Origin of the sequence: Phreatobacter sp. (assembly GCF_022843985.1) — a bacterium.
In the GTDB taxonomy this organism is placed as follows: Bacteria; Pseudomonadota; Alphaproteobacteria; order Rhizobiales; family Phreatobacteraceae; genus Phreatobacter.
Window position 1 is genome coordinate 204,871 of the sequence record NZ_JALHMP010000003.1, and the last position, 25,263, is coordinate 230,133.

21 protein-coding genes and 1 pseudogene are annotated in these 25,263 nt (G+C 68.3%); 14 read left to right on the forward strand and 8 right to left on the reverse strand.

The window, feature by feature from the left end; all coding sequences use genetic code 11:
• Nucleotides 1–32: 32 nt before the first annotated feature.
• Nucleotides 33–1,361 (reverse strand): dihydroorotase, encoded by a 1,329-nt coding sequence (locus Q0C57_RS03410; protein WP_296572077.1) that lies wholly within the window; start codon nt 1,359–1,361, stop codon nt 33–35.
• A 93-nt stretch (nt 1,362–1,454) separates the two neighbouring features.
• Between Q0C57_RS03410 and Q0C57_RS03415 the strand changes: the two genes are divergently transcribed.
• Nucleotides 1,455–2,315 carry a folate-binding protein gene (locus Q0C57_RS03415; RefSeq protein WP_296572080.1) on the forward strand — a complete coding sequence of 287 codons (861 nt, stop codon included), beginning with the start codon at nt 1,455–1,457 and terminating at the stop codon, nt 2,313–2,315.
• A gap of 182 nt (nt 2,316–2,497) precedes the next feature.
• Here Q0C57_RS03415 and Q0C57_RS03420 read toward each other — a convergent pair whose 3' ends face one another.
• Nucleotides 2,498–4,672: a primosomal protein N' gene (locus tag Q0C57_RS03420; RefSeq protein WP_296572082.1), complete on the reverse strand. Its 2,175-nt coding sequence runs from the start codon at nt 4,670–4,672 to the stop codon at nt 2,498–2,500.
• A 219-nt stretch (nt 4,673–4,891) separates the two neighbouring features.
• Between Q0C57_RS03420 and Q0C57_RS03425 the strand changes: the two genes are divergently transcribed.
• The 3 genes from Q0C57_RS03425 (at nt 4,892) to Q0C57_RS03435 (ending at nt 6,782) form a co-directional block, all read left to right on the forward strand.
• Entirely contained in the window at nt 4,892–5,143 is a 252-nt protein-coding gene (locus Q0C57_RS03425) for a (2Fe-2S)-binding protein (protein ID WP_296572084.1), read from the forward strand.
• A 140-nt stretch (nt 5,144–5,283) separates the two neighbouring features.
• On the forward strand, nt 5,284–5,769 hold the full coding sequence (bfr, locus tag Q0C57_RS03430) for a bacterioferritin (protein WP_296572086.1): 486 nt from the start codon (nt 5,284–5,286) through the stop codon (nt 5,767–5,769).
• Between the two features lie 44 nt (nt 5,770–5,813).
• Nucleotides 5,814–6,782, forward strand: a complete 969-nt coding sequence (locus Q0C57_RS03435; protein WP_296572088.1) for a tyrosine recombinase XerC — start codon at nt 5,814–5,816, stop codon at nt 6,780–6,782.
• 3 nt (nt 6,783–6,785) lie between these two features.
• Here the strand turns inward: Q0C57_RS03435 and Q0C57_RS03440 are convergent, their stop codons facing one another.
• From Q0C57_RS03440 to sdhC, 5 genes are all read right to left on the reverse strand, one after another.
• Nucleotides 6,786–7,346, reverse strand: a complete 561-nt coding sequence (locus Q0C57_RS03440) for a hypothetical protein (RefSeq protein ID WP_296572090.1) — start codon at nt 7,344–7,346, stop codon at nt 6,786–6,788.
• Nucleotides 7,347–7,412: 66 nt separating this feature from the next.
• Entirely contained in the window at nt 7,413–8,237 is an 825-nt protein-coding gene (locus tag Q0C57_RS03445; RefSeq protein WP_296572091.1) for an FkbM family methyltransferase, read from the reverse strand.
• Between the two features lie 139 nt (nt 8,238–8,376).
• On the reverse strand, nt 8,377–10,197 hold the full coding sequence (gene sdhA / locus Q0C57_RS03450) for a succinate dehydrogenase flavoprotein subunit (RefSeq protein ID WP_296572094.1): 1,821 nt from the start codon (nt 10,195–10,197) through the stop codon (nt 8,377–8,379).
• A gap of 35 nt (nt 10,198–10,232) precedes the next feature.
• The gene (gene sdhD / locus Q0C57_RS03455; RefSeq protein ID WP_296572096.1) at nt 10,233–10,628 is read right to left on the reverse strand and encodes a succinate dehydrogenase, hydrophobic membrane anchor protein; all 396 of its coding nucleotides are present in this window, start codon (nt 10,626–10,628) and stop codon (nt 10,233–10,235) included.
• Between the two features lie 15 nt (nt 10,629–10,643).
• On the reverse strand, nt 10,644–11,051 hold the full coding sequence (gene sdhC / locus Q0C57_RS03460; RefSeq protein WP_296572098.1) for a succinate dehydrogenase, cytochrome b556 subunit: 408 nt from the start codon (nt 11,049–11,051) through the stop codon (nt 10,644–10,646).
• Between the two features lie 198 nt (nt 11,052–11,249).
• Here sdhC and zapE point away from each other — a divergent pair, with 198 nt between their 5' ends.
• From zapE to Q0C57_RS03510, 10 genes and pseudogenes are all read left to right on the forward strand, one after another.
• Nucleotides 11,250–12,425, forward strand: a complete 1,176-nt coding sequence (gene zapE / locus Q0C57_RS03465) for a cell division protein ZapE (protein ID WP_296572099.1) — start codon at nt 11,250–11,252, stop codon at nt 12,423–12,425.
• 98 nt (nt 12,426–12,523) lie between these two features.
• The gene (locus Q0C57_RS03470) at nt 12,524–13,159 is read left to right on the forward strand and encodes a TetR family transcriptional regulator (protein ID WP_296572102.1); all 636 of its coding nucleotides are present in this window, start codon (nt 12,524–12,526) and stop codon (nt 13,157–13,159) included.
• Between the two features lie 335 nt (nt 13,160–13,494).
• Nucleotides 13,495–14,460, forward strand: coding sequence for a malate dehydrogenase (mdh, locus tag Q0C57_RS03475; RefSeq protein WP_296572105.1), 966 nt, complete (start codon nt 13,495–13,497; stop codon nt 14,458–14,460).
• A gap of 104 nt (nt 14,461–14,564) precedes the next feature.
• Nucleotides 14,565–15,755 (forward strand): annotated as a pseudogene (gene sucC / locus Q0C57_RS03480) (ADP-forming succinate--CoA ligase subunit beta); the annotation flags it as partial.
• Between the two features lie 787 nt (nt 15,756–16,542).
• Entirely contained in the window at nt 16,543–17,430 is an 888-nt protein-coding gene (sucD, locus tag Q0C57_RS03485; protein ID WP_296572107.1) for a succinate--CoA ligase subunit alpha, read from the forward strand.
• A gap of 130 nt (nt 17,431–17,560) precedes the next feature.
• Nucleotides 17,561–20,521 (forward strand): 2-oxoglutarate dehydrogenase E1 component, encoded by a 2,961-nt coding sequence (locus Q0C57_RS03490; protein ID WP_296572110.1) that lies wholly within the window; start codon nt 17,561–17,563, stop codon nt 20,519–20,521.
• Nucleotides 20,522–20,594: 73 nt separating this feature from the next.
• Nucleotides 20,595–21,815, forward strand: a complete 1,221-nt coding sequence (odhB, locus tag Q0C57_RS03495; protein WP_296572112.1) for a 2-oxoglutarate dehydrogenase complex dihydrolipoyllysine-residue succinyltransferase — start codon at nt 20,595–20,597, stop codon at nt 21,813–21,815.
• Nucleotides 21,816–21,867: 52 nt separating this feature from the next.
• Complete coding sequence (locus Q0C57_RS03500; protein WP_296572115.1) at nt 21,868–22,614, forward strand: SDR family oxidoreductase; 747 nt, start codon at nt 21,868–21,870, stop codon at nt 22,612–22,614.
• A 35-nt stretch (nt 22,615–22,649) separates the two neighbouring features.
• A complete protein-coding gene (gene lpdA / locus Q0C57_RS03505; protein ID WP_296572117.1) occupies nt 22,650–24,047 on the forward strand; it encodes a dihydrolipoyl dehydrogenase in 1,398 nt (465 codons plus the stop codon).
• A 168-nt stretch (nt 24,048–24,215) separates the two neighbouring features.
• Nucleotides 24,216–24,497, forward strand: coding sequence for a hypothetical protein (locus tag Q0C57_RS03510; protein ID WP_296572120.1), 282 nt, complete (start codon nt 24,216–24,218; stop codon nt 24,495–24,497).
• A gap of 203 nt (nt 24,498–24,700) precedes the next feature.
• Here Q0C57_RS03510 and Q0C57_RS03515 read toward each other — a convergent pair whose 3' ends face one another.
• Nucleotides 24,701–24,973 carry a hypothetical protein gene (locus tag Q0C57_RS03515; RefSeq protein WP_296572122.1) on the reverse strand — a complete coding sequence of 91 codons (273 nt, stop codon included), beginning with the start codon at nt 24,971–24,973 and terminating at the stop codon, nt 24,701–24,703.
• Nucleotides 24,974–25,263: the final 290 nt, after the last annotated feature.

A 25,263-nucleotide genomic window follows, 5' to 3' on the forward strand; every position in this document is an offset into this window, starting at 1 on the left:
GCCTCAGGCGGCGGCCCGGAGCCGGGATGCCGTCACGCCCGCTGGTCCTGGAAACGGACCACCTGCCCGCCCGAAGGCGTCGCGAGATCACCCTCCCACATGACCCGGCGGCCGCGGATGACGGTGCCGACCGGCCAGCCGGTGACCTGCTTGCCGTCATAGGGCGTCCACTGGCTCTTCGAGGCGATCCAGCCATTGGTGATGGTCTGGCGCCGCTTGAGGTCGACGATGGTGAAGTCGGCATCGTAGCCGGCGGCGATGCGGCCCTTGCCGGCAATGGCGAAGATGCGACAGGGGCCGGCGCTGGTCAGGTCGACGAAGCGCTCCAGCGTCAGCTTGCCGGCATTGACGTGGTCGAGCATGGTCGGCACCAGCGTCTGCACGCCGGTCATGCCGGAAGGCGAGGCCGGATAGGTCTTCTGCTTCTCCTCCAGCGTGTGGGGAGCATGATCGGAGCCGAGCACGTCGACAATGCCCTGTGCGATGCCCTTCCAGATGCCGGCCTGGGCCCTGATGTCGCGCACCGGCGGGTTCATCTGGGCGAGGGTTCCGAGCCGCTCGTAGCAGTCAGGCGCGACGAGGGTCAGGTGGTGAGGCGTCGCCTCGCAGGTGGCGACGTCCTTGTGGTGCTGGAGATAGTCGATCTCCTCGGCGGTCGAGATATGCAGCACGTGGATCTTGGCGTTGAAGCGCTTGGCGATTCCGACGAGCCGCTCGGTGCAGATGAGCGCTGCGGCCTCGTCGCGCCAGACGGGATGGGAACGCGGGTCGCCCTCGATACGTTCGCCCTTGCGGTCGCGCAGGCGGAACTCGTCCTCGGAATGGAAGGCGGAGCGTCGGCGGGTGTTCTGCAGGATCGCGGCGACGCCGGCGTCGTCCTCGACCAGAAGGGACCCGGTGGATGAGCCCATGAACACCTTGATGCCAGCGGCGCCGGGCAGGCGCTCCAGTTCGGCCACGTCCTTGGCATTGTCATGGGTGCCGCCGACCCAGAAGGCGAAGTCGCAATGCATGCGGGATGTGGCACGGCTCACCTTGTCAGCGAGCGCCGCCTCGGACGTGGTCAGCGGATCGGTGTTCGGCATCTCGAAGACAGTGGTGACCCCGCCCATGACGGCGGCGCGGGAGCCGGTCTCCAGGTCCTCCTTGTGGGTCGGCCCCGGCTCGCGGAAATGCACCTGGCTGTCGATGACGCCGGGGAGGATATGGAGGCCGGTGCAGTCGACGACCTCTCCGGCGGAGGCCTGGCCGAGGTCGCCGATGAAGGCGACGCGGCCCGCCGTGACGCCGATGTCGCGGAGGGTCCGGCCGTCCTGGTTGACCACCGTGCCGTTCCTGTAGATGACGTCGTAATTGGGCATGGCGCGGCTCCCGGCATGATGCCGGGCCTTGTCCCCGGCGGGGACTTGCTTATGTCCGAGAACCATTACCGTGCCAAGCGAACGAGATGCCTCATGCCCAGCGCAGCCCTGCCTGACCGTGGCGTCATCCGCGTCAGCGGCGAGGACGCCCCTACCTTCCTGCAGGGCCTTGTCACCTGCGACGTCGTGGCGATTCCGGCGGGCGAGGCCCGTTTTGGGGCCCTTCTGACGCCGCAGGGCAAGATTATCGTCGATTTCTTCGTCATTCCGGCACCGGGCGACACCGGTGGAGGCTTTTTCGTCGATGTGCCGCGGGCACTCGCCGCCGACCTCGCCAGGAAGCTCGCCTTCTACCGGCTGCGCGCCAAGGTCGCAGTCGCGGACCTGTCGGACGAGGTCGGCGTGATGGCGATCTGGGGTGACATGGGCAAGCCGGAGGGCGCCGTCGCCGTGCGCGACCCACGCCATCCCGCCCTTGGCTGGCGCATGATAGCGCCGCTGCCGCTGGAGAACCCGTCGGATGCGGGCGCCTATGACGCCTACCGCATCCGCCTCGGCATTCCCGCGGGCGGCCGCGATTTCGCCTATGGCGACGCCTTCCCGCACGAGGCGGATATGGACCAACTCGCCGGCGTCGACTTCGCCAAGGGCTGCTATGTCGGCCAGGAGGTGGTGAGCCGCATGCAGCACCGCGGCACGGCCCGCACCCGCGTCGTGCCGGTGACCTTCTCCGACTTCCCGCCCATGGAGGGGCTGGATGTGATGGCCGGCGAGAAGACAATCGGCATGATGGGATCGGCGGCGGACGGCCGCGGACTTGCCAAGCTCCGCCTCGACCGCGTCGCCGATGCGCTGGCGGCCGGCGAGGCGATCACGGCGGGCGGCATCGCCCTGACGCCGGTCAAGCCGGACTGGGCGCGCTTCGCCTGGCCGGGGGAGACGGGCGGGGGCTGAGGGACGAAGAAGGGCCCCACCCGCCCCCTCCCCCTGCTGACGCCAGGAGAGGGAGACTCCGGCGTCGGTTTTGCTTTGGCTCCGGTTGCACCAGGCTCTCCCCCCTGCGATTGGGCGGCGACGTCAAAGTCCGCCTCTCCGCGCAAAGCGGGAGGGCGAGGGTTGGGCCTTCGCTTCTCAATTCACAGAAAACTCTGCGGATCGACGTCGATCTCCAGCCGCACATTGCCGCGCGGGGCCTCGACCGCGGAGAGCCAGCGGCGCATCCAGCCCGACAGGTCGAAGGCGCGGGGCGAGCGGGCGAGCAGGCGGACGCGGTGGCGGCCGCGCACCAGCGCCAGTGGCGCCTCCGCCGGCCCCAGCACTTTCACCTCCGGGGTCGGCGGCACGGCGCGCACCAGCGTCCGCGCATAGGCCTGCGCGTCGCCCAGCGCCTCGGCCGAGACGACCAGGGCGGCAAGGCGTCCGAAGGGCGGCAGCATGGCCGCCTCGCGCATGGCGATCTCGGCCTCGTAGAAGCCCTCGCGATCCCCCCGCACGATGGCCTGGATGATCGGGTGCTCCGGCTGGTGCGTCTGGATCAGGGCGCGCGAGCCGTCCTTCGCCCGCCCTGCCCGGCCGACCACCTGCTGCAGCAGCTGGAAGGTGCGCTCGCCGGCCCTGGGGTCGGCATTGGAGAGGCCGAGATCGGCGTCGATGACCCCAACCAGGGCGAGGTTGGGGAAATTGTGCCCCTTGGCCACCAGCTGGGTGCCGATGACGATGTCGGCCTCGCCGCGGGCCACCGCCTCGATCTCCTGGCGGATGCGCTCGATGCCGCCGGCCATGTCGGAGGACAGCACCAGGAGCCGCGCCTCCGGGAAGAGCGTGGCGCATTCCTCGGCGAGGCGCTCGACCCCCGGACCGCAGGCGACGAAACTGTCGACCGCCTCGCATTTCGGGCAGTGCTCCAGCGGCGGCATGTTGAAGCCGCAATGGTGGCAGACGAGCCGGCGGCGGAAGCGGTGGTCGACCAGCCAGGCCGAGCAGTTCGGGCACTGGATGCGCTCGCCGCAGGTGCGGCAGAGGGTGAGCGGGGCATAGCCGCGCCTGTTGAGGAAGAGCAGCGCCTGCTCTCCGGCCTCGACCGTGCGGCGGATTTCCGCCTCCAGCGCCGGGGCGATCCAGCGGGTGCGTTGCGGCCCGGCGCTGCGCAGGTCGACGGTGGCGATCTTCGGCATGTCGCGGCCGCCGAAACGCTCGGGCAGAACCAGGCGGCGATAGCGGCCGCGATCGGCATTGACGCGGCTTTCGACGGAAGGGGTGGCGGAGGCGAGGATGACGGGAATGGTCTCCAGCCGGGCGCGCACCACCGCCATGTCGCGGGCGTGGTAATGGACGCCGTCATCCTGCTTGTAGGCACCCTCGTGCTCCTCGTCGACGACGACAAGGCCGAGATCGGCGAAGGGCAGGAACAGCGCCGAGCGGGCGCCGATGACCACCTGAACCTCGCCCGAGGCGACGCCGGCCCAGACGCGGCCGCGCTTCGTCGCGCCGACTCCGGAATGCCAGGCGGCGGGACGGTGGCCGAAGCGGGCGGCGAAGCGGTCGAGGAACTGGGTCGTCAGGGCGATCTCGGGGACGAGGATCAGCACCTGGCGGCCCTGGCGCAGCGCCTCGGCGACGCCTTCGAGATAGACCTCGGTCTTGCCGGAGCCGGTGACGCCGTCGAGCAACTGGACGGCGAAGGCACGGGCCGCGACGGCGTCGCAGAGGGCGAGCGCGGCGGCATGCTGGGCATCGTTGAGGGAGGCCACGCCGTGATCGGGGTCGAGCCTGGCCAGGACTTCCGGCGGCAGCAGCACGGCTTCCAGCGCGCCGTCATCGACCAGGCCGTCCACCACGGAGGCCGAGACGCCCGCCTCGCGGGCCGCCTCGCCCTTGGCGCGGGCGAGACCGTCGGCGAGATGGGCGAGAAGGCGCCCGCGCGCCGGCGTCAGGCGGGCCGGCGCGGCACCGGTGACACGGATGCCGACCCGCGGCTTCGGGGGCGTGAGATCCTCCGGATCGCGCAGCGCCATGCGCAGCACCATGCCGCGGGGACTGAGGGTGTAGTCGGCGAGCCAGTCGCAAAGCTGGCGCACCGCATGGGGGACCGCCGGCACGGCGAAGCGCTGCGCCACGTCCTTCAGCCGGTTGTGGGAGACACCGCCGGGCGTGTCGCGCAACGCCCAGACAGCCCCGATGGTCGTCCGGTTGCCCAGCGGCACGGCCACGACGTCGCCGGGCGCCAGCACCATCCCCTCGGGGACGCGATAGCTGTAGGGCCGGTCGACAGCGACCGGAATCAGCACGTCGGCAAAGCGGGGCGCGGTCATGACGATGGCCTAGCGTGCCACGGACGCGAAGGGAATGGCACCGGCGGCGCAAGCGCTCCGGCCGGGAGCGCCGCAAGGCTGGCGGCCACGAAGCAGGCGTCCAGTTTGGATTCGTTCCAATGTTTTGGCGACGCATTGCCGCTAGTCCCGTTTCGCGTTAGATAGCTGACAGCCTCAGTCAACTTTACTCGCCTCGCTGGACTGGAGCGGAGAGCCGCTGTGATCGTCTGTCACTGCAACGTCCTGAGCGATCATGACATCCGGGCCTGCCTCGGTGACGGACCGGACTGCCCGCGTGGCGTCGGTGAGGTTTATAGCTGCCTCGGCTGCAGTCCCGAATGCGGACGCTGCGCCCGCACCATCCGGGCCATCCTGCGCGAGGCGGGCGTCGGGGGCTGTGCCGCCTGCCCCGTGGGCGAGTGTGGTGGCCACGAGATCGCCGCCGAGCCGATGCTCACCGCCGCCGAATAGCCGATCCTCGCGCCATCGCGCCACCATAGCCCCGCTCCGGCGGGGCTTTGCTGTATGGCCTCTTGCCCCATCAACCTAGAATGATTATAAACTGGATCGCGCCCTCGAGGCAGCGATTCATTGCAACAGTGGAGCCGGCCATGAAGGGCGACAAGAAGGTCATCGATTATCTGAACAAGGGGCTGCGCAGCGAGCTGACCGCCGTCAGCCAGTACTGGCTCCACTACCGCATGCTGCACAATTGGGGCTTCCTCGATCTCGCCAAGTACTGGCGCAAGGAATCGATCGAGGAGATGGTCCATGCGGACAGGTTCATCGACCGCATCCTGTTCCTCGAAGGCCATCCGAACCTGCAGGTGCTTGATCCGCTGCAGATCGGCCAGGATGTCGGCGAGATCATCCAGAGCGATCTGAATGCCGAGATCGGCGCCCGCGCGCTCTACCAGGAGGCCGCCGGCTATTGCGAGACGGTGAAGGACTATCCCTCGCGTGACCTGTTCATCCAACTGATGGCGGACGAGGAAGGACATATCGACTTCCTCGAGACGCAGCAGGAGATCATCAAGACCATCGGCGTCCAGCTCTACATCCAGAAGCATATGGGCCCGGTCGGCGGCGACCACTGAGGCCGTTCACCCCCCGTGAACGCGTGCCATGGCAGGTTCCTGCCATGGCGTTTCCCCGCACATCCGCAACGGTCCTGATCCCCGGCGCCGCCGACGACACGGCGGCCGCCCTCGGCCAGTGGCTCCTGCACCTCTCCGCCGAGCGCGGCCTGTCGCCGAAGACGCTGGAGGCCTATGGCCGCGACGCCCGCTTCTTCCTCGCCTTCATGGCCGGACATCTCGGCCGACCCGTCAGCCTCGGCGCATTGGAGGGACTTCAGCCGCGCGACGTCAGGGCCTTCATGGCGAAACGCCGCGGCGACGGCCTGGACGGTCGGTCCATCGCCCGGGGGCTGGCTGCCGTCCGCTCCTTTGCCCGGTTTCTCGAGCGCGAGGGTCGCGGCCAGATGGCGGCCTTCGCCGCGGTGCGGACGCCCAAGACCGGCCGGCGTTTGCCCCGCCCGCTGCCCGTCGCGGCCGCCCGCGCCGTCTCCTCGATCGAGGCGCGGGCCCATGATGACGTGCCCGACTGGGTGATCGCGCGCGACACCGCCGTCCTCGCCCTTCTCTACGGATCCGGGCTGCGCATCTCCGAAGCCCTCGGCCTGGCCCAGAAGGATGCACCGCTGCCTGACGGCGACGGGCAGATCACGGTCCTCGGCAAGGGCGGCAAGATGCGGCAGGTCCCGGTCATCCGGCCTGTCGCCCGGGCCATCGCCGACTACCGCCGCCTGTGCCCCTGGGCGCTCGGGGCGGACGATCCGCTTTTCGTCGGGGTCAAGGGCGGCCCCTTGTCGCCGCGGATCATCCAGCTCGCCATGGAACGCCTGCGCGGCGCGCTCGGCCTGCCGGAGACGGCGACGCCCCATGCCCTGCGCCATTCCTTCGCCACCCACCTGCTCGGCCGCGGCGGCGATCTCAGGTCGATCCAGGAACTGCTCGGCCACGCCTCGCTGTCGACCACCCAGATCTACACCGAGGTCGACACCGCCGCCCTGCTGCGCGTCTACGAGAGCACGCATCCGCGGGCGTGAGGCTCACCGTGCGGCGTGAAGAGCGGCCCGCTCGCGCCGCAGCCGCCGGAAGCGCATGAGCAGGCGCAGGGAGCGGCGGGCCCGTCCAGCCCGCAGGATGCGCAGATGGCCGAGGATCCGGCGCTTGATCGGGTCGACATGTCCATGGGCCCAGGCGAGCCAGCGAGTCCAGATCCCGTAGAGGCGGACGAAGAGCGGGATCTGCAGGAGCTTCGGCTTGCAGGTCTCGAAGAGGAAGGCGGTGACGCCGACCCCGACCACCTTGGCGAGGACCAGCACACCGGCACCGAGCACGAGATGGCCGGAGGCGATGAGCCCGAGGGCTGCGAGCTTGAAGGGAAAGAGCAGAGCGGCGGGCACGGCGAAGACGGCGAGGGTCGCATAGGGCGGCAGGCGCCCGATGGCGTCATGGATCGCCTGTTTGAGCGCCTTGAACGGCAGCACCTCGACCAGGCGCGCGATCACCGGGCCGAGCCGGTCCCAGATCCAGGTTTCGACGAGGATGACGACGGCCGCCGCGACGATCACGGGGCGAAGAACGAGACGATGAAGGGGCTGGGACACGACTGGGTTTCCGGTGACACGCAAGCGGGCTTGTCGCTGCCGGCCGGCGAACCCACCCGCGCGATCCTAGGCCTCGCGCACGAGGAAAACGTTACCCTTCGACCGTTCGGGAAGGGCGCGATAGCCGCAGCCGGCCAGAACGGGGCGGATGTCCTCAGCCCAGAGATGGGAGAGTTCATCCTCGAGACAGATGGCCGAGGGCCAGAGGCTCTCGGGTGCACTGGCGAAGAAGGCTGCGAGCACCCGGTCCTCTATGCCCTCGACATCGATCTTCAGGACGTCGATGCGCGTCAGGTCGGACTCACGACAGATCGAGAGCAGCGATTTCATCGGCACCACCACATTGCCGGCCGCATCGGCCTTGGACAGGGCCGTGTCTCTGGCATTGACCGAAAAGCGCAATGCGCCGTCGCTGTCGCCGACCGCGCAGGGAACGATCGTCAGGCGGTCGGCCAGGCCGGAGAGGGCGGCATTGGCACGCAGCCGGTTCAGCGGATTCTCGGTGGCCTCCACCGCCACGACGCGGCCGCCGGCACCGGTCGCGATCAGGCCGGCAAGGGCGAACTGGCCGACATTGGCGCCGCAATCGACCAGGGTGCCGCCGTGCGGCAGCCGTTCCGTGACGAAACGGATGCTGGCCCTCTGGTAGTGCGGGTCGAGGAGCAGGCCGACCTCGACGGCATTGTCGGCAACGTCGAGCCGGTAGCGCAGCGGCCCCCGCTCCACATCGACGGGCCCGGGGCGCAGCCGGGAGACAAGACGGGACAGCGGCCGCCGGAACGTGCCGCGGCGCAGGATGCCGGCGAGCGGCCCCGACTGGCACAGGCCGATGATGGTCTGCTGCATCGGGGTCGGCGCGAAAGTGCCGAAGGGCGGCGTTTCAGCATTCACGGCGAGGTCCACCCTCCAGCGACAGTCCATGCGGCCGGACCCGGCAGGCAGGGTCGGGTCGAGCCACAGCCGGCAGGCAGGGGAACCGGCCGGAGCGGCGGCCGGAGCCCCCAGGGGTGCCGGCGCGCCAGCGACATGGTCAGTACACGCGGGCCTTGGGCTCGATGTACTGGATCTCGTTGGTCATGGTGTAGGTGTGGACCGGACGGTCGTCGAGCGTCACGGTGCGCGACGCCGTATCGGCGAAGGCCAGCGTGTGCTTCATCCACTCCTTGTCGTTGCGGTCGGGGAAATCCTCGCGCGCATGGGCGCCGCGGCTCTCCTGCCGGTTCGCCGCCGATTCCATCGTCACCACGGCCTGGGCGATCAGGTTGTCGAATTCCAGCGTCTCGATGAGGTCGGAATTCCAGATCAGCGACCGGTCGGTCGTCTTGATGTCGACCGCGCCGCGCCAGACGTCGCCGATCAGCTTGCGGCCCTCTTCCAGGATCTCGCCGGTGCGGAACACGGCGCAGTTCGACTGCATGACCCGCTGCATCCCGCTGCGCAGTTCCGACGTCGCGGTCGACCCGGAGGCATGGCGGAAGGCGTCGAGGCGCGACAGGGCGAGGTCCGAGGCATGGGCCGGCAGGTCCTCGTGCTTTTCCCCGGGGGTGACCGTCTCGGCGGCGCGCAGGCCGGCGGCGCGGCCGAAGACCACGAGGTCGATCAGCGAGTTGGAGCCCAGGCGGTTGGCGCCATGCACGGAGACGCAGGCTGCCTCGCCGATGGCCATGAGGCCGGGGACGATGGAATCGGCGTCGCCGTTCTTCTTGGTCAGCACCTCGCCGTGATAATTCGTCGGGATGCCGCCCATATTGTAGTGCACCGTCGGGATGACCGGGATCGGCTCCTTGGTGACGTCGACGCCGGCGAAGATCTTGGCGCTCTCGGAGATGCCCGGCAGGCGCTCGTGGAGGATCTTCGGGTCGAGATGGTCGAGGTGCAGGTAGATGTGGTCCTTGTTCTTGCCGACGCCGCGGCCCTCGCGGATCTCGATGGTCATCGAACGCGAGACGACGTCGCGCGAGGCGAGGTCCTTGGCCGAGGGAGCGTAGCGTTCCATGAAGCGCTCGCCCTCGGAATTGGTGAGATAACCGCCCTCGCCGCGCGAGCCCTCGGTGATCAGGCAGCCCGAGCCGTAGATGCCGGTCGGGTGGAACTGCACGAACTCCATGTCCTGCAGCGGCAGGCCGGCACGCAGGACCATGGCGTTGCCGTCGCCGGTGCATGTGTGGGCGGAGGTGGCGGAGAAATAGGCGCGGCCGTAGCCGCCAGTGGCGAGGATGGTCTGGCGGCCGCGGAAGCGGTGGATCGTGCCGTCGTCCATCTTCAGGGCGACGACGCCGAGACAACGGCCGTTCTCGCTCATGATCAGGTCGATGGCGAAATATTCGATGAAGAACTCGGCATTGTTCTTCAGCGCCTGGCCGTAGAGCGTGTGCAGCATGGCATGGCCGGTGCGGTCGGCGGCGGCGCAGGTGCGCTGGGCCGTGCCCTTGCCGAAATGGGTGGTCATGCCGCCGAAGGGACGCTGGTAGATCTTGCCGCTCTCGGTGCGCGAGAAGGGCACGCCCCAGTGCTCGAGCTCATAGACCGCGGCCGGCGCGTTGCGCACCAGATATTCGATCGCGTCCTGGTCACCGAGCCAGTCGGAGCCCTTGACGGTGTCGTACATGTGCCACTGCCACTGGTCCTCGCCCATATTGCCGAGCGAGGCGGCGACGCCGCCCTGGGCCGCGACCGTGTGCGACCGGGTGGGGAAGACCTTGGAGATGCAGGCGGTCTTGAGACCGGCCTGGGCGCAGCCGACGACGGCGCGCAGGCCGGCGCCGCCGGCCCCCACGATGACCACGTCATAGGTGTGGTCGGTGATGTCGTAGGCGCGGCCGTTGGTGGCAGGTGAGGCGGCTTCAGCCATGGGGCGAGCTCCCGGTATGAACGACGTTTCGACGTTTATACGCCGAAGGAGAGTTTCAGGATCGCAAAGACGCAGCCCATTCCGACGGCGACCGAGAAGAAGGTGTTGGCGAGCAGGAGGACGACCTTGGTGCCCTCGGCCGGCACATAGTCCTCGATGATCATCTGCATGCCGAGGCGCATGTGCCAGGTGGCCGAGACGACGAAGAGAATCAGCGGAATGGCGACGAGCGGAGCGCCGAGGGTCGCCTTGACCGCGGCATAGTTGGACCCGGCCGTCGTGATGATCAGACCGATGACGAAGAGCGACAGCGGCACGTTGGCGACCGCCGTGACCCTCTGCATCCAGAAGTGCTCGGTTCCCGAGCGGGCCGAACCGAGGCCGCGGACACGGCCGAGCGGAGTACGCATGGAGGACTTGGAGTGCGACATGGTTCCCGGCCTTTCTCAGAAGCCGCCGCGCACGGCATAGGCGACGATCCAGGTCAGGACCGTCAAGACGATGGAGCCGACGAGATTGGCCCGCACGAGCCATTCGCGCTCGCTCGGCCCGAAGCCGCGGCCGGTATCCCAGATGAAGTGGCGGATGCCGCCGAGCATGTGGTGGAACAGCGCCCAGGTGTAGCCGAACAGGACGAGGCGCCCGATGATCGAGCCGGCGAACCATTGGAACGTCGCATAGGCGGTCGGACCGGATGCGGCGGCGATCAGCCACCAGGCCATCAGGAGCGTGCCGAAAAACAGGGCCGCGCCGGTGATGCGATGCACGATCGACATCATCATCGTCAGCATGGGGCGGTAAATCTGGAGGTGCGGCGAAAGCGGGCGCTCGCTCACGGGCTTTGGATCGGCCATCTTGGGCATTCCTCATATCCGGCTGGGACGCTTGCTGCAGTGCCACCGGAAATCATGGGCCTGTTTACGGGACCCGGCGCGCCGACGCAACGAGTCTGGAATGAGACAAAGGAGGGACGAAACGCCGGTCTGCACATGGCGCGGTTCTGCCTTGCGCGGCTTGCCGAGGTCCAGCCCTGCCTTTATTGCCTGAGGCCGATGCCCAATACGCTGTCCCGCTATCAGGCGCTGGTCGATGCCGGCGAGATGTCCTTCGATGCCGCCCAGGCCGCCGTCGCCGGCCGGCTGGCCGCACTCAATGCGCGGTTGTCCGACTACCGGCTGACGCGCCGCAAGTCCTCGGCCCTCGCCTGGCTGTTCTCGCGCGGCCAGAAGCCCGAGCCGGTGCGCGGCCTCTATATCTGGGGCGATGTCGGCCGCGGTAAGACCATGCTCATGGACCTGTTCATGGAAGGCAGCCCCGTCAGGCGCAAGCGCCGGGCGCATTTTCACGAGTTCATGGCCGACGTCCACGAGCGCATCCATGCCTATCGGCAGAAGCTGAAGGCCGGCGAGGTCAAGGGCGAAGACCCGATCGGTCCCGTCGCGGCGGAACTGGCCGAGGAGGCCTGGCTCCTGTGCTTCGACGAATTCTCGGTGACGGACATTGCCGATGCGATGATCCTCGGGCGGCTGTTCACCCGGCTGTTCGAGGAGGGCGTGGTGGTCGTCGCCACCTCCAACGTGGTGCCGGACCTGCTCTACCGCGATGGGCTCAACCGGGCGCTGTTCCTGCCGTTCATCACGTTGCTGCAGGAACGGATGGACGTGCTGAAGCTGGAATCGCGGACTGATTTCCGGCTGGAGAAGCTGGCCGGCCAGCCGATCTGGACGACACCGCTCGGCCCGGCCTCGGATCAGGCGATGGACCAGGCCTGGATGCGCCTCACCGGCGGGGTGGAGGGCGAGCCGACGGCCCTGCAGGTGAAGGGGCGGCGGGTACCGGTGGCGCGGCAGGCGCATGGCGTCGCCCGGTTCAGCTTCGCCGAACTCTGCGAGACGCCGCTCGGCGCCTCGGACTACCTCGCCATCGCCCATGCCTTCCACACGGTGCTCGTCGACCGGATCCCGGTGATGAAGGGGCTGGAGACGCGCAACGAGGCCAAGCGGTTCATCACCCTGATCGACGCGCTCTACGACAACCAGGTCAAGCTGGTGGCAAGCGCCGGCGACCAGCCGAACCGGCTCTATCTCTCCGACAGCGGCACCGAGGAGTTCGAGTTCCATCGGACCGCCTCCCGCCTCATCGAGATGCGCTCCGACGACTATCTCGCACTGCCCCACGAAAGGCGCAACGAGCGCGCCGGCGATACCGGTGGTATCGTCGAGACGTAACGCTGCTGGTCAGGCCTCAGCCGGCAAAGGGAAGAGCGATGGAACAATCTCCGATCCAGGCCGGCAACAGCCTTTCACCCGCGGCCTGAGGGCATCGCATGGCCCGGCGTCCAGACCGCATCGGCGCGATCGCGCCGCCGACCGAGGACCGCGTCCAGACGCGGCTGGTGGCGATCGCCGCCGACCATATCCGTCGCTTCGGCCCGGAGCGGGTCACCGTGGTCGCGGTGGCGCGCGAGGCGGGCATGAGCCACGCCAATGTCTACCGCTTCTTCGCCTCGAAGGCAGGGCTCATCGAAGCGGTCGTCGTCGCCTGGGCGCGGACCGTTGAGCTTCAGCTCGGCGACATCGCCAATGCGCCCGACCCGGCCGACGACAAGCTGGAACGCTTCCTCGCCGCCTGGGCCAAGGCCCAGCGCGACGGGCTCGACCGCGATCCGCCGATCTATGCCACCTTCGCCACCCTCTGGCAGGGGCGGAGGGACACGATCATGGCCCATCGCGCGCGCGTGCGCGCATTCCTCGCCTCCATCATCGACGAGGGCGTCGAGCCCGGACCCTTCCGCGTCAAGGACGAGGAACGGGCGGTCGCCTTCGTCGCCGACGCCATGCAGCGCTTCATCCACCCGGTCCTGGTCATGGAAATGCGGGACCTGTCGCGCCAGCAGATCGAGCAGCGGCTGGCGGTGATGACCCGGACGATCGTGCGGACTCTGGTGTCCGGCGCCGCCTGAACCTGCGCATCCGCGCCGTAACAATTTACATATTTTGAAATTTGTTCGCACGACCTGCGCGCGATTCTGCGGGCCGATGACCATTGCGGGCATCGACCCGGCGGTCACCGGCGCGGCCCGGCCGCCGGAACAGGGCTTCCTTTTCCCTGCCCATCCCTCTGTTATGCAATACTATTTTGCTTTCTTTACCACCCCTCGCGCGGCACGTGCGCGACTCGGTTTTTTCCGGTAAATCAGACCGAGGTACAGCTTGAAAGCCATTGGATTTTCTGGATTAGAAAAGCCCGCAGGCGGCCCGACCCGCTCCCGCAACCCTTTCAGCGAAAGACCCTTCCATGGCGCGCAAGAAACTCGCGATGATCGGCTCCGGCCAGATCGGCGGCACCCTGGCTCTCCTGGCCGGCCTCAAGGAGCTCGGCGACATCGTGATGTTCGACATCGCGGAAGGCACGGCCAAGGGCAAGGCGCTGGACATCGCCCAGGCCTCGGCGGTCGAGGGCTTCGACGCCAAGATGAGCGGCGCCGGCTCCTATGAGGCCATCGAGGGCGCCGACGTCTGCATCGTCACCGCCGGCGTGCCGCGCAAGCCCGGCATGAGCCGCGACGACCTCCTCGGCATCAACCTCAAGGTCATGGAACAGGTGGGCGCGGGCATCAAGAAATATGCTCCCAACGCCTTCGTCGTCTGCATCACCAACCCGCTCGACGCCATGGTCTGGGCGCTGCAGAAATTCTCCGGCCTGCCCACCGAGAAGGTCGTCGGCATGGCCGGCGTGCTCGATTCCTCGCGCTTCGAGCTCTTCCTGGCCGAAGCGACCGGCGTCTCCATCGAGGACATCCACGCCTGGACGCTCGGCGGTCACGGCGACGACATGGTGCCGATGGTCCGCCACTCGACGGTCGGCGGCGTGCCGTTGAACCAGCTCGTCAAGTCCGGCTGGCTCACCCAGGAGAAGCTGGACGCCATCGTCGAGCGGACCCGCAAGGGCGGCGGCGAGATCGTCGGCCTGCTCGGCAACGGCTCGGCCTTCTATGCCCCGGCGGCCTCCGCCATCGCCATGGCCGAGAGCTACCTGAAGGACAAGAAGCGCGTCCTGCCCTCGGCGGCCTATCTGACGGGCCAGTACGGCGTGAAGGACATGTATGTCGGTGTGCCGGTGCTGATCGGCGCCGCCGGCGTGGAGAAGATCGTGGAGTTCGAGCTCGACAAGGGCGAGCAGGAGATGTTCGCCAAGTCCGTCGCCTCGGTGAAGGGCCTGGTCGACGCCTGCAAGGCGATCGCCCCCGAACTCGCGAAGTAAGCAGCGCGTGGCGTCCAGCAGACCGGCGGACGCCACGGCGCCCGCCGCAGCAGCAGCCCAAAAACCTGAGCGAGCGGCGACGACCGCCTAACAGAGGGTCTCAGATGAACATCCACGAATATCAGGCGAAAGCCTTGCTGAAGGAGTTCGGCGCACCGGTCTCGAACGGCGTCGCGATCTTCAAGGCCTCGGAAGCCGAGGCCGCGGCGAAGAAGCTCGGTGGCCCGCTCTGGGTCGTGAAGTCGCAGATCCATGCCGGCGGTCGCGGCAAGGGCAAGTTCCAGGAGAAGGCGGCGGGCGAGAAGGGCGGCGTGCGCCTCGCCAAGTCGATCGAGGAGGTCGAGGCCTTCGCCAAGCAGATGCTCGGCAACACGCTCGTCACGATCCAGACCGGACCGGCCGGAAAGCAGGTCAACCGCCTCTATATCGAGGACGGCTCGGATATCGAGAAGGAGTTCTACCTGTCGATGCTGGTCGACCGGCAGACCGGCCGCGTCGCCTTCGTCGTCTCCACCGAGGGCGGCATGGACATCGAGGCCGTCGCCCATGACACGCCGGAGAAGATCCTCACCTTCTCCGTCGATCCGGCCACCGGCTACATGCCCCATCACGGCCGCACCATCGCCAAGGCGCTGGGCCTGTCCGGCGATCTCGCCAAGCAGGTCGAGAACGTCGCCGGTGTCCTCTACAAGGCCTTCGTCGCCAAGGACATGGAGATGCTCGAGGTCAACCCGCTGATCATCACCAAGCAGGGGCAGATCAAGGTCCTCGACGCCAAGGTGTCGTTTGATTCCAACTCGCTCTACCGCCAGCCCGACGTCGTCGCCCTGCGCGACCTGACGGAAGAGGACGAGAAGGAGATCGAGGCCTCCAAGTTCGACCTCGCCTATATCGCGCTCGACGGCACGATCGGCTGCATGGTCAATGGCGCCGGGCTCGCCATGGCCACCCTCGACATCATCCAGCTCTATGGGGAGAGCCCGGCCAACTTCCTCGACGTCGGCGGCGGCGCCTCGGAGGAGAAGGTCACCGCGGCCTTCAAGATCATCACCGCCGACCCGAAGGTGAAGGGCATCCTCGTCAACATCTTCGGCGGCATCATGAAGTGCGATGTCATCGCCCGCGGCGTGCTCGCCGCGGTGAAGGCGGTCGGCCTGCAGGTGCCCCTCGTCGTGCGCCTCGAGGGCACGAATGTCGCGGAAGGCAAGAAGATCATCCGCGAATCGGGCCTCAACGTCATTCCGGCTGATGACCTGGACGATGCGGCGCAGAAGATCGTCAACGCCGTGAAGGGCGGCGGCAAGGCGCCGGCCAAGGCCCCCAAGGCGCCGGCCAAGAAGCCTGACGCCAAGAAGGGCGGCAAGGCGCCCGCCAAGGCGGCGAGCGCCTCCGGCGGCGCGAAGACGTCTTCCAAGGCCCCGGCGGCGAAGGCTCCGGCTGCGAAGGCTCCGGCCAAGGCCGCCGCTCCGAAAGCTGCCACCAAGGCTCCTGCCAAGGCCGCTGCTCCGAAGGCTGCTGCGCCCAAGGCCCCGGCCAAGGCCGCTGCTGCTCCGAAGGCCGCCGCCGCGAAGGCTCCGGCCAAGGCCGCTGCTGCTCCGAAGGCCGCTGCCGCGAAGGCTCCGGCCAAGGCCGCTGCTGCTCCGAAGGCCGCTGCTGCTCCGAAGGCCGCCGCTGCTCCGAAGCCCGCCGCCGCTGCTCCGAAGCCCGCCGCCGCAAAAACCCCGGCCAAAGCTGCGGCCAAGGCCCCCGCAAAGGCGCCTGCCAAGGCGCCTGCCAAGTCGGCTGCGGCCAAGACCCCCGCCAAGGCTGCAGCCAAAGGCAAGGCTCCCGCCAAGGGCAAGGCTCCCGCCAAGGGCAAGAAGTGACACCCGGTCGGCGCGCGGTGCTCGCTGCCCGCGCGCCGGTCGATCCACACGGTTGCGGCATCCTTCGTCGTCCGGACAGGGACGCGGGAGGATCATCGCAAAGACCGGTGATCGCGGGCCGGCAGGACCCGGCCCGCATCATCGGATCGTCATTCGCGGTCCCTCGGCTGCACATTCTCATCGCGCGCGGCCGAGCCGGCTCGCACAGGAGCTATGAATGTCCATTCTGATCACCAAGAAGACCAAGGTCATCACCCAGGGCTTCACCGGCAAGAACGGCACCTTCCATTCCGAGCAGGCGATCGCCTATGGAACCAAGGTCGTCGGCGGCACCTCGCCCGGCAAGGGCGGCTCGACCCATCTCGGCCTGCCGGTCTTCGACACGGTCGCCGAGGCGCGCGAGGCGACCGGGGCGGACGCCTCCGTCGTCTATGTGCCGCCGCCGGGGGCAGCCGATGCGATCTGCGAGGCCATCGACGCGGAGATTCCGCTGATCATCTGCATCACCGAGGGCATCCCGGTGCAGGACATGATCCGCGTCAAGCGCTCGCTGGTCGGGTCGAAGTCGCGGCTCATCGGCCCGAACTGCCCCGGCGTCGTCACCGCCGGTGAATCGAAGATCGGCATCATGCCGGCCAATATCTTCCGCAAGGGCTCGGTCGGCATCGTCTCGCGCTCCGGCACGCTGACCTACGAGGCGGTGTTCCAGACCTCCAGCGAGGGCCTCGGCCAGACGACGGCGGTCGGCATCGGCGGTGATCCGGTCAAGGGCACCGAGTTCATCGACATGCTGGAAATGTTCCTCGCCGACCCGAAGACCGAGTCGATCGTCATGATCGGCGAGATCGGCGGCTCGGCCGAGGAGGATGCCGCCCAGTTCCTGCGCGACGAGGCCAAGCGCGGCCGGAAGAAGCCGATGGTCGGCTTCATTGCCGGCCGCACCGCCCCTCCCGGCCGCCGCATGGGTCATGCCGGCGCCATCATCTCCGGCGGCAAGGGCGGCGCCGAGGACAAGATCGCGGCCATGGAGGCGGCGGGCATCCGCGTGTCGCCCTCCCCGGCCCGCCTCGGCAAGACCCTGGTCGACGTGCTGAAGAAGCGCTGAGGCCGATCAAATCTGGAAATCGGCCCGGCGCGGGCCGATTTCCGCCATCGACGCGGCGCCTGATCAGGCTCCGTACGACAGCGCGGATACCGGATCGCCGCGGGCGATCCCGAAGCTGCAGGAAACGACCATGGCACGCCAAGACGAGACCATTGCGCTCACGTCCTTCCTCTACGGCGGCAATGCCGCCTATATCGAGGACCTCTACGCCCGATACGAGGCCGATCCGGCCTCGGTCGACGCGCAATGGCAGGCCTTCTTCTCCACGCTCGGCGATGATCGCAAGGACGTGGTCAAGAACGCCGAAGGCCCGTCCTGGTCGCAGCCGCACTGGCCGATCGCCGCCAATGGCGAGCTCATCTCGGCGATGGACGGCAACTGGGCCCAGGTCGAGAAGGCGATCGGCGACAAGCTCAAGGCCAAGGCTGCCGACAAGGGACGCAGCGCCGAGATCACCGCCGAACAGGTGCAGCAGGCGACGCGCGACAGCGTCCGCGCCCTGATGCTCATCCGCGCCTACCGCATGCGCGGCCATCTGCACGCCAATCTCGACCCGATCGGCCTCGATCCGCCGAAGACCCACGAGGAGCTCGACCCGAAGTCCTACGGCTTCACCGAGGCCGATTACGACCGCAAGATCTTCATCGACAAGGTGCTGGGCCTGGAGTTCGCCACCATCCGCGAGATGGTCGGCATTCTCGAGCGCACCTATTGCCAGACGCTCGGCGTCGAGTTCATGCACATCACCGACCCGGCGCAGAAGGCCTGGCTGCAGGAGCGCATCGAGGGTCCGGACAAGGAGATCGCCTTCACCAAGGAGGGCAAGCGCGCCATCCTGCAGAAGCTGGTGGAGGCCGAGGGCTTCGAGAAGTTCCTCGATGTCCGCTATACCGGCACCAAGCGCTTCGGCCTCGACGGCGGCGAGAGCATGATCCCGGCGCTGGAGCAGATCATCAAGCGCGGCGGCCAGCTCGGCGTGCGCGAGATCGTGCTCGGCATGGCCCATCGCGGCCGCCTCAACACCCTCACCCAGGTGATGGGCAAGCCGCACCGGGCGCTGTTCCACGAGTTCAAGGGCGGCTCCTTCGCCCCCGATGACGTCGAGGGCTCCGGCGACGTGAAATACCACCTCGGCGCCTCGTCGGACCGCGAGTTCGACGGCAACAAGGTGCATCTGTCGCTCACCCCGAACCCGTCGCATCTCGAGATCGTCAATCCCGTGGTGCTCGGCAAGGTGCGCGCCAAGCAGGACCAGCACGGCTGCCCGCCCGAGGACCGCACGGCGGTCCTGCCGCTGCTGATCCACGGCGACGCCGCCTTTGCCGGCCAGGGCGTCGTGGCCGAGTGCTTCGGCCTGTCTGGCCTGAAGGGGCACCGCACCGGCGGTTCGATCCACTTCATCATCAACAACCAGATCGGCTTCACCACCTATCCGCGCTATTCGCGCTCCTCGCCCTATCCCTCGGATGTGGCGAAGATGGTCGAGGCGCCGATCTTCCACGTCAACGGCGACGATCCGGAGGCCGTGGTCTTCGCCGCCAAGGTCGCGACCGAGTTCCGGCAGAAGTTCCAGAAGCCGGTGGTCATCGACATGTGGTGCTACCGCCGCTTCGGCCATAACGAGGGCGACGAGCCGGCGTTCACCCAGCCGCTGATGTACAAGAAGATCCGCGGCCTGCGGACGACCCTGGACGGCTATTCCCAGAAGCTGATCGCCGAGGGCATCGTCACCGAGGGCGAGGTCGACAAGATGAAGGCCGACTGGCGCGCCCGTCTCGATGCCGAGATGGAAGCCGGCCAGTCCTACAAGCCGAACAAGGCCGACTGGCTGGACGGCAAGTGGGCCGGCCTGTCGGGCGGCGCCTCGTCCGACGACGATCCGCGCCGCGGCGCCTCGGGCGTCGCCCGCGAGACGCTGGAGCGCATCGGCCAGGCCATCACCAGGGTGCCGGAGGGCTTCACCGCCCATCGCACGATCCAGCGGTTCATGGACAACCGCCGCAAGATGATCGACACCGGCGAGGGCATCGACTGGGCGACCGCCGAGGCGCTGGCCTTCGGCACGCTCGTCGACGAGGGCCACCGCGTCCGCCTGTCCGGCCAGGACTGTGAGCGCGGCACCTTCTCCCAGCGCCATTCGGTGCTGATCGACCAGGAGACCGAGGCGCGCTACACCCCGCTCAACAATATCGACGGCTCGAAGGGGCGCTACGAGGTCATCAACTCGATGCTCTCGGAAGAGGCGGTGCTCGGCTACGAATATGGCTATTCGCTCGCCGAGCCCAATGCGCTGACTATGTGGGAAGGCCAGTTCGGCGATTTCGCCAACGGCGCCCAGGTGGTGTTCGACCAGTTCATCTCCTCGGCCGAACGCAAGTGGCTGCGTCTGTCGGGCCTCGTCTGCCTCTTGCCGCACGGCTATGAGGGCCAGGGTCCGGAACATTCCTCCGCCCGCCTGGAGCGCTTCCTGCAGATGTGCGCCGAGGACAACATGCAGGTGGCCAATGTCTCGACGCCGGCCAACTATTTCCACATCCTGCGCCGGCAGCTGAAGCGCGAGATCCGCAAGCCGTTGATCCTGATGACGCCGAAGTCGCTGCTCCGCCACAAACGGGCGGTGTCGCGGCTGGACGAGCTGGTCACCGACACCTCGTTCCATCGCGTGCTGTGGGACGATGCCCAGAGCCTGTCCGGCCAGGAAATCAAGCTGGTCGACGACAAGAAGATCCGGCGCGTCGTGCTGTGCTCGGGCAAGGTCTATTACGACCTCTACGAGGACCGCATCAAGCGCGGCATCGACGACGTCTATCTGATGCGCGTCGAGCAGCTCTATCCCTTCCCGCTGAAGGCGCTGGCGGGCGAGATCGGGCGGTTCAAGAATGCCGAGGTGATCTGGTGCCAGGAGGAGCCCAAGAACATGGGCGCCTGGTCCTTCGTCGAGCCCTATCTGGAATGGGTGCTCGGCACGGCCGGCTCCAAGTCGAAGCGCGCCCGCTATGTCGGCCGCCCGGCTTCCGCCGCCACCGCCACGGGTCTCCTGTCCCGCCACAACGCCCAGCTCCAGGCCTTCCTCGACGAGGCCTTCGCCTGATCCGGTCCGGCCCCGCGAGGGCCGGACGTTCCGCCATCCACGACCTGAGAGAGGCCCGCGAGGGACTGAACACATGGCCACCGAAATCCGCGTTCCGACGCTCGGCGAATCCGTCACCGAGGCAACCGTCGCCAAGTGGTTCAAGAAGCCCGGCGAAGCGGTGAAGCAGGACGAGCCGCTGGTCGAGCTCGAAACCGACAAGGTGACCCTCGAGGTCAATGCGCCGGCCTGCGGGACCCTGTCGGAGATCGTCGCCGAATCCGGCACGACGGTCGGCGTCGCCGCCCTGCTCGGCCAGATCGCCGAGGGTGCTGCTGCGGCCGCCGCCGCGGCGCCGGTCAAGGCCGCCGAGGCGCCGAAGGCTGCGCCGGCCGCGGCTCCCGCACCCGCCAAGGCAGCCTCCGCCGACCATGGCCCGGCCGTCGCCCGCATCGCCGCCGAGACCGGCGTCAGCCCGGCCGCCGTCGCCGGTTCCGGCAAGGACGGCCGCGTCACCAAGGGCGACATGCTCGCCGCCATCGCCACGGGCGTCTCTGCCGCCCCGGCGCCGGCTCCCGTCGCCGCCCCGCGCCCGGCCTCGCAGCCGGCCGATGCGGTCCGCGAGGAGCGGGTGAAGATGACGCGCCTGCGCCAGACCATCGCGCGCCGCCTGAAGGATGCGCAGAACACGGCGGCCATGCTGACGACCTTCAACGAGGTCGACATGACCCAGGTCATGAGCCTGCGCAACCAGTACAAGGACCTGTTCGAGAAGAAGCACGGCGTGAAGCTCGGCTTCATGGGCTTCTTCGTGCGCGCCTGCGTTCAGGCGCTGAAGGACATCCCGGCGGTCAATGCCGAGATCGACGGCACCGACATCGTCTACAAGAACTTCTGCCATGTCGGCGTCGCCGTCGGCACCGACAAGGGCCTCGTCGTGCCGGTGGTGCGCGATGCCGACCAGATGGGTATCGCCGAGGTCGAGAAGACCATCGCCGATTTCGGCCGCCGCGCCCGCGACGGCAAGCTGACCATCGAGGAGATGCAGGGGGGCACCTTCACGATCTCCAACGGCGGCGTCTACGGCTCGCTGATGTCGACGCCGATCCTCAACGCACCGCAGTCCGGCATCCTCGGCATGCACAAGATCCAGGAGCGGCCGATGGTCATCGGCGGCAAGATCGAGATCCGCCCGATGATGTATCTGGCGCTCTCCTACGACCACCGGATTGTCGACGGCAAGGAAGCCGTGACCTTCCTGGTGCGCGTCAAGGAGAGCCTGGAGGATCCGGCCCGTCTCGTGATGGACCTCTGATCCGAACGGACGTCCACAGCCGGCCGCCGACGCGGGGCGCGAGGAGAGCAGCATGTCCAAGGGCGTCGTCATCGTCACCGGTTCCAGCCGCGGCATCGGGCGCGCCTGCGCCCTGCTGGCGGCGGAACGCGGCTATGACGTGGTGGTGAACTACACCGCCAATGCCGCGGCGGCGGCTGAAGTGGTCGCAGCGATCAACGGACTCGGCGCCCAGGCCGTCTCGGTGAAGGGCGACATCGCCGAGGAATCCGACATCCTCGGCATCTTCGCCGCGGCGGACCGGCTCGGGCCGCTGGTCGGCCTCATCGCCAATGCCGGCGTCGTGTCGCTGTCGGGCCGGGTCGAGACCTACACGGCCGACCGCCTCCACCGCATCATGAACATCAATGTCATCGGCACGATCCTCTGCGCCCGCGAGGCGGTGAAGCGCATGTCGACGAAGCACGGCGGCAAGGGCGGCGCCATCGTCGCCATCTCCTCGGTCGCGGCGGTGCTCGGCAGCCCCCATGAATATGTCGACTACGCCGCCTCCAAGGGTGCGGTGGACAGTTTCGTCATCGGCCTCGCCAAGGAGGTCGCGATGGAGGGGATCCGCGTCAATGCGGTGCGCCCCGGCATGGTCACCACCGACATTCACGAGGCGAGCGGCGATCCCGGCCGGGTCGAGCGCATCCGCCCGTCCATTCCGATGCAGCGGATCGGCGATCCGGAAGAGATCGCCCGCGCCGCGCTCTGGCTCCTCTCGGAGGAAGCCTCCTACTGCACCGGCACTTTCATCACCGCGTCCGGCGGGCGCTGAGCGCCGGCCAAAGTCCGCATTTCCGGAGACAGTCCATGTCCTACGATCTCATCGTCATCGGCACCGGCCCCGGCGGCTATGTCGGCGCCATCCGCGCCGCCCAGCTCGGGCTCAAGGTCGCTGTGGTGGAGAAGCGCAAGACCCATGGCGGCACCTGCCTGAACATCGGCTGCATCCCGTCCAAGGCGCTGCTGCACGCCTCCGAACTGTTCGACGAGGCCGGCCACGGCTTCCAGGCGCTGGGCATCGACGTGCCGGCGCCCAAGCTCAATCTCAAGCAGATGATGGTGCACAAGCAGGAGACGGTGGATGCCAATGTCAACGGCGTCGCCTTCCTCATGAAAAAGCACAAGATCGACCAGCATTTCGGCCGCGGCGCCATCGTGGCGCCGGGCAAGGTCGCGGTGACCGCCGAGGACGGCAAGGTGACGGAGATCGAAGCGAAGAACATCGTCATCGCCACCGGCTCGGAAGTGACCCCGCTGCCGGGCGTGACGATCGATGAGAAGCAGATCGTCTCCTCGGAAGGCGCGCTTGAGCTCGCCAAGGTGCCGTCGAAAATGGTGGTGATCGGCGCCGGTGTGATCGGCCTCGAGCTCGGCTCGGTCTGGCGTCGCCTCGGCGCCGAGGTCCACGTCGTGGAATATCTCGACCGGATCCTGCCGGGCATGGACGCCGAGGTCGCCAAGCAGTTCCAGCGCATCATGGGCAAGCAGGGCGTGACCTTCCAGCTCGGCTCCAAGGTGACCGGCGCCAAGGCATCGAAGAAGGGCGTGACCCTGACGGTGGAGCCCGCCGCGGGCGGCGAGGCCCAGACCATCGAGGCCGAGGTGGTGCTCGTCGCCATCGGCCGGCGGCCCTATACCGAGGGCCTGGGGCTGGAGACGGTCGGCGTCGCCCTGGAGCGCGGCCGCGTCGTCATCGACGATCACTTCCGCACCAATGTTCCCGGCATCTATGCCATCGGCGACGTGGTGCGCGGCCCGATGCTGGCCCACAAGGCCGAGGACGAGGGCATCGCGGTGGCCGAGATCATCGCCGGCAAGGCTGGCCATGTGAACTACGACTGCATTCCCGGCGTCGTCTATACCTATCCGGAGGTCGCCACGGTGGGGAAGTCGGAGGAAGACCTCAAGGCCGCCGGCATCGCCTACAATGTCGGCAAGTTCCCCTTCACTGCCAATGGCCGGGCCCGCGCCAACCGCGCCACGGACGGATTCGTCAAGGTGCTGGCCGATGCGGCGACCGACAAGGTGCTCGGCGTCCACATCGTCGCGGCCGGTGCCGGCGAGATGATCCACGAGGCGGTGGTGCTGATGGAGTTCGGCGGCTCGGCAGAGGATCTCGGCCGCTCGACCCACGCCCATCCGACCATGTCGGAGGCGGTCAAGGAGGCGGCGCTCGCCGTCGACAAGCGCGCCATCCACATGTGAGCCACCCTGCCCGCTCCTTGCAGACAAACCCCGGCTTCGCGGCCGGGGTTTTTTGTTGGTCGTCGCGATGATCTTTCTGCCCTGCGGATGAACCTCAAGTGCCGCCGGACCGACCCATGGACATCGCAAGCGACCGCACCCTGCGGCGCCCCAACCCAGGAGATCACCATGTCCAGGTCCATCAACACGCTGGCCCTTGCCGGCGCCCTGACCCTCGCCCTGACCAGCGCCTTCACCGGCCTCGCCCAGGCCCGCGGGGGCGGCGGCGGCGGCGGGGGCGGCGGGGGCGGCGGCTCCGAAGCCACGCTGTCCAACGCCGTCGTCATGCCCGGCGCCCCGACGCACCAGCGCTACGGCGCCCCGAGCCCGGGCCAGGGCAGCCTGGAGGCATGCCACTACTCTGCCATCTGGGGCGGCATCGTCTGCGAGCGGCGCGGCGGCCGCCGCTGATCCCCTCACATTGGAGATGGCGAACCGGCGGAGCGAAAGCTCCGCCGGTTTCGCTTGTGCGGAACGTCGAGGCCATGGACGGGGCGGCCTGCGTGGCGTCATCGCGGCGATGCCAAGGCGGGGAAAGCCGGACAGGCAAAAGCCCCGGCGCAGGACCGGGGCTTCGCGGGGAGGTCTGGAGACCTTGCGGGCCGTCGCTGCGATCACTCGCAGATGCGCACCGTCTGGCGCCGCATGCCGTAGGGGGTGTCGACCCAGCGGCGGGTCAGGTAGCAGTCGCGGGCATAGCCGTAGCCGTAGGCATGGGCGCGGGAGGAGGCGAGGGCGCCGCCGACGATGAGGCCGGTGGCGAGGGCGCCGACGCCCCAGCCGAGGTGGCGGCGGTGGAACGGGCCGGCTTCGGCCTGGGAGGCGACACCAACCGTGACGGTGGCGGCGGCGAGGGCGGCGATGGCGAGGGTCTTGAAGCGGTTCATGGCAAGGGTCCTTCGGGGTCTGGGGGGCTCGTGTGCCCCGGTCCTCCATGGGTTGCGCCGGCCGCCAAAAAGGTTCGGGCCCGCCGCGATTTTTTTTCGCGACGGGCCCGACGAGGGCATGGCACTGCGGGCCGGGGGTCAGTCGCTGGCTTCAGCCGTGCCGGGAGCGACGGTCGCCTGGCGCGGCGGGGCGACCGCCGGGGCTTCGGCCGAGGCAGCACCGGGGACGGTTGCCGGCGGCGCTTCGGCCGTCGCCGCAGGCGGTGCGGGGGGCGGCGCCGTCACCATGG

Coding starts and splice junctions, on each gene's coding strand:
- Q0C57_RS03490 (WP_296572110.1), top strand. CDS start 17,561: ATGGCACGCCAAGACGAGACCATTGCGCTCACGTCCTTCCTCTACGGC.
- bfr (WP_296572086.1), top strand. CDS start 5,284: ATGAAGGGCGACAAGAAGGTCATCGATTATCTGAACAAGGGGCTGCGC.
- Q0C57_RS03515 (WP_296572122.1), bottom strand. CDS start 24,973: ATGAACCGCTTCAAGACCCTCGCCATCGCCGCCCTCGCCGCCGCCACC.
- Q0C57_RS03500 (WP_296572115.1), top strand. CDS start 21,868: ATGTCCAAGGGCGTCGTCATCGTCACCGGTTCCAGCCGCGGCATCGGG.
- mdh (WP_296572105.1), top strand. CDS start 13,495: ATGGCGCGCAAGAAACTCGCGATGATCGGCTCCGGCCAGATCGGCGGC.
- zapE (WP_296572099.1), top strand. CDS start 11,250: ATGCCCAATACGCTGTCCCGCTATCAGGCGCTGGTCGATGCCGGCGAG.
- odhB (WP_296572112.1), top strand. CDS start 20,595: ATGGCCACCGAAATCCGCGTTCCGACGCTCGGCGAATCCGTCACCGAG.
- Q0C57_RS03470 (WP_296572102.1), top strand. CDS start 12,524: ATGGCCCGGCGTCCAGACCGCATCGGCGCGATCGCGCCGCCGACCGAG.
- Q0C57_RS03435 (WP_296572088.1), top strand. CDS start 5,814: ATGGCGTTTCCCCGCACATCCGCAACGGTCCTGATCCCCGGCGCCGCC.
- Q0C57_RS03510 (WP_296572120.1), top strand. CDS start 24,216: ATGTCCAGGTCCATCAACACGCTGGCCCTTGCCGGCGCCCTGACCCTC.
- sdhD (WP_296572096.1), bottom strand. CDS start 10,628: ATGTCGCACTCCAAGTCCTCCATGCGTACTCCGCTCGGCCGTGTCCGC.
- sucD (WP_296572107.1), top strand. CDS start 16,543: ATGTCCATTCTGATCACCAAGAAGACCAAGGTCATCACCCAGGGCTTC.
- Q0C57_RS03420 (WP_296572082.1), bottom strand. CDS start 4,672: ATGACCGCGCCCCGCTTTGCCGACGTGCTGATTCCGGTCGCTGTCGAC.
- sdhC (WP_296572098.1), bottom strand. CDS start 11,051: ATGGCCGATCCAAAGCCCGTGAGCGAGCGCCCGCTTTCGCCGCACCTC.
- Q0C57_RS03410 (WP_296572077.1), bottom strand. CDS start 1,361: ATGCCCAATTACGACGTCATCTACAGGAACGGCACGGTGGTCAACCAG.
- lpdA (WP_296572117.1), top strand. CDS start 22,650: ATGTCCTACGATCTCATCGTCATCGGCACCGGCCCCGGCGGCTATGTC.
- sdhA (WP_296572094.1), bottom strand. CDS start 10,197: ATGGCTGAAGCCGCCTCACCTGCCACCAACGGCCGCGCCTACGACATC.
- Q0C57_RS03415 (WP_296572080.1), top strand. CDS start 1,455: ATGCCCAGCGCAGCCCTGCCTGACCGTGGCGTCATCCGCGTCAGCGGC.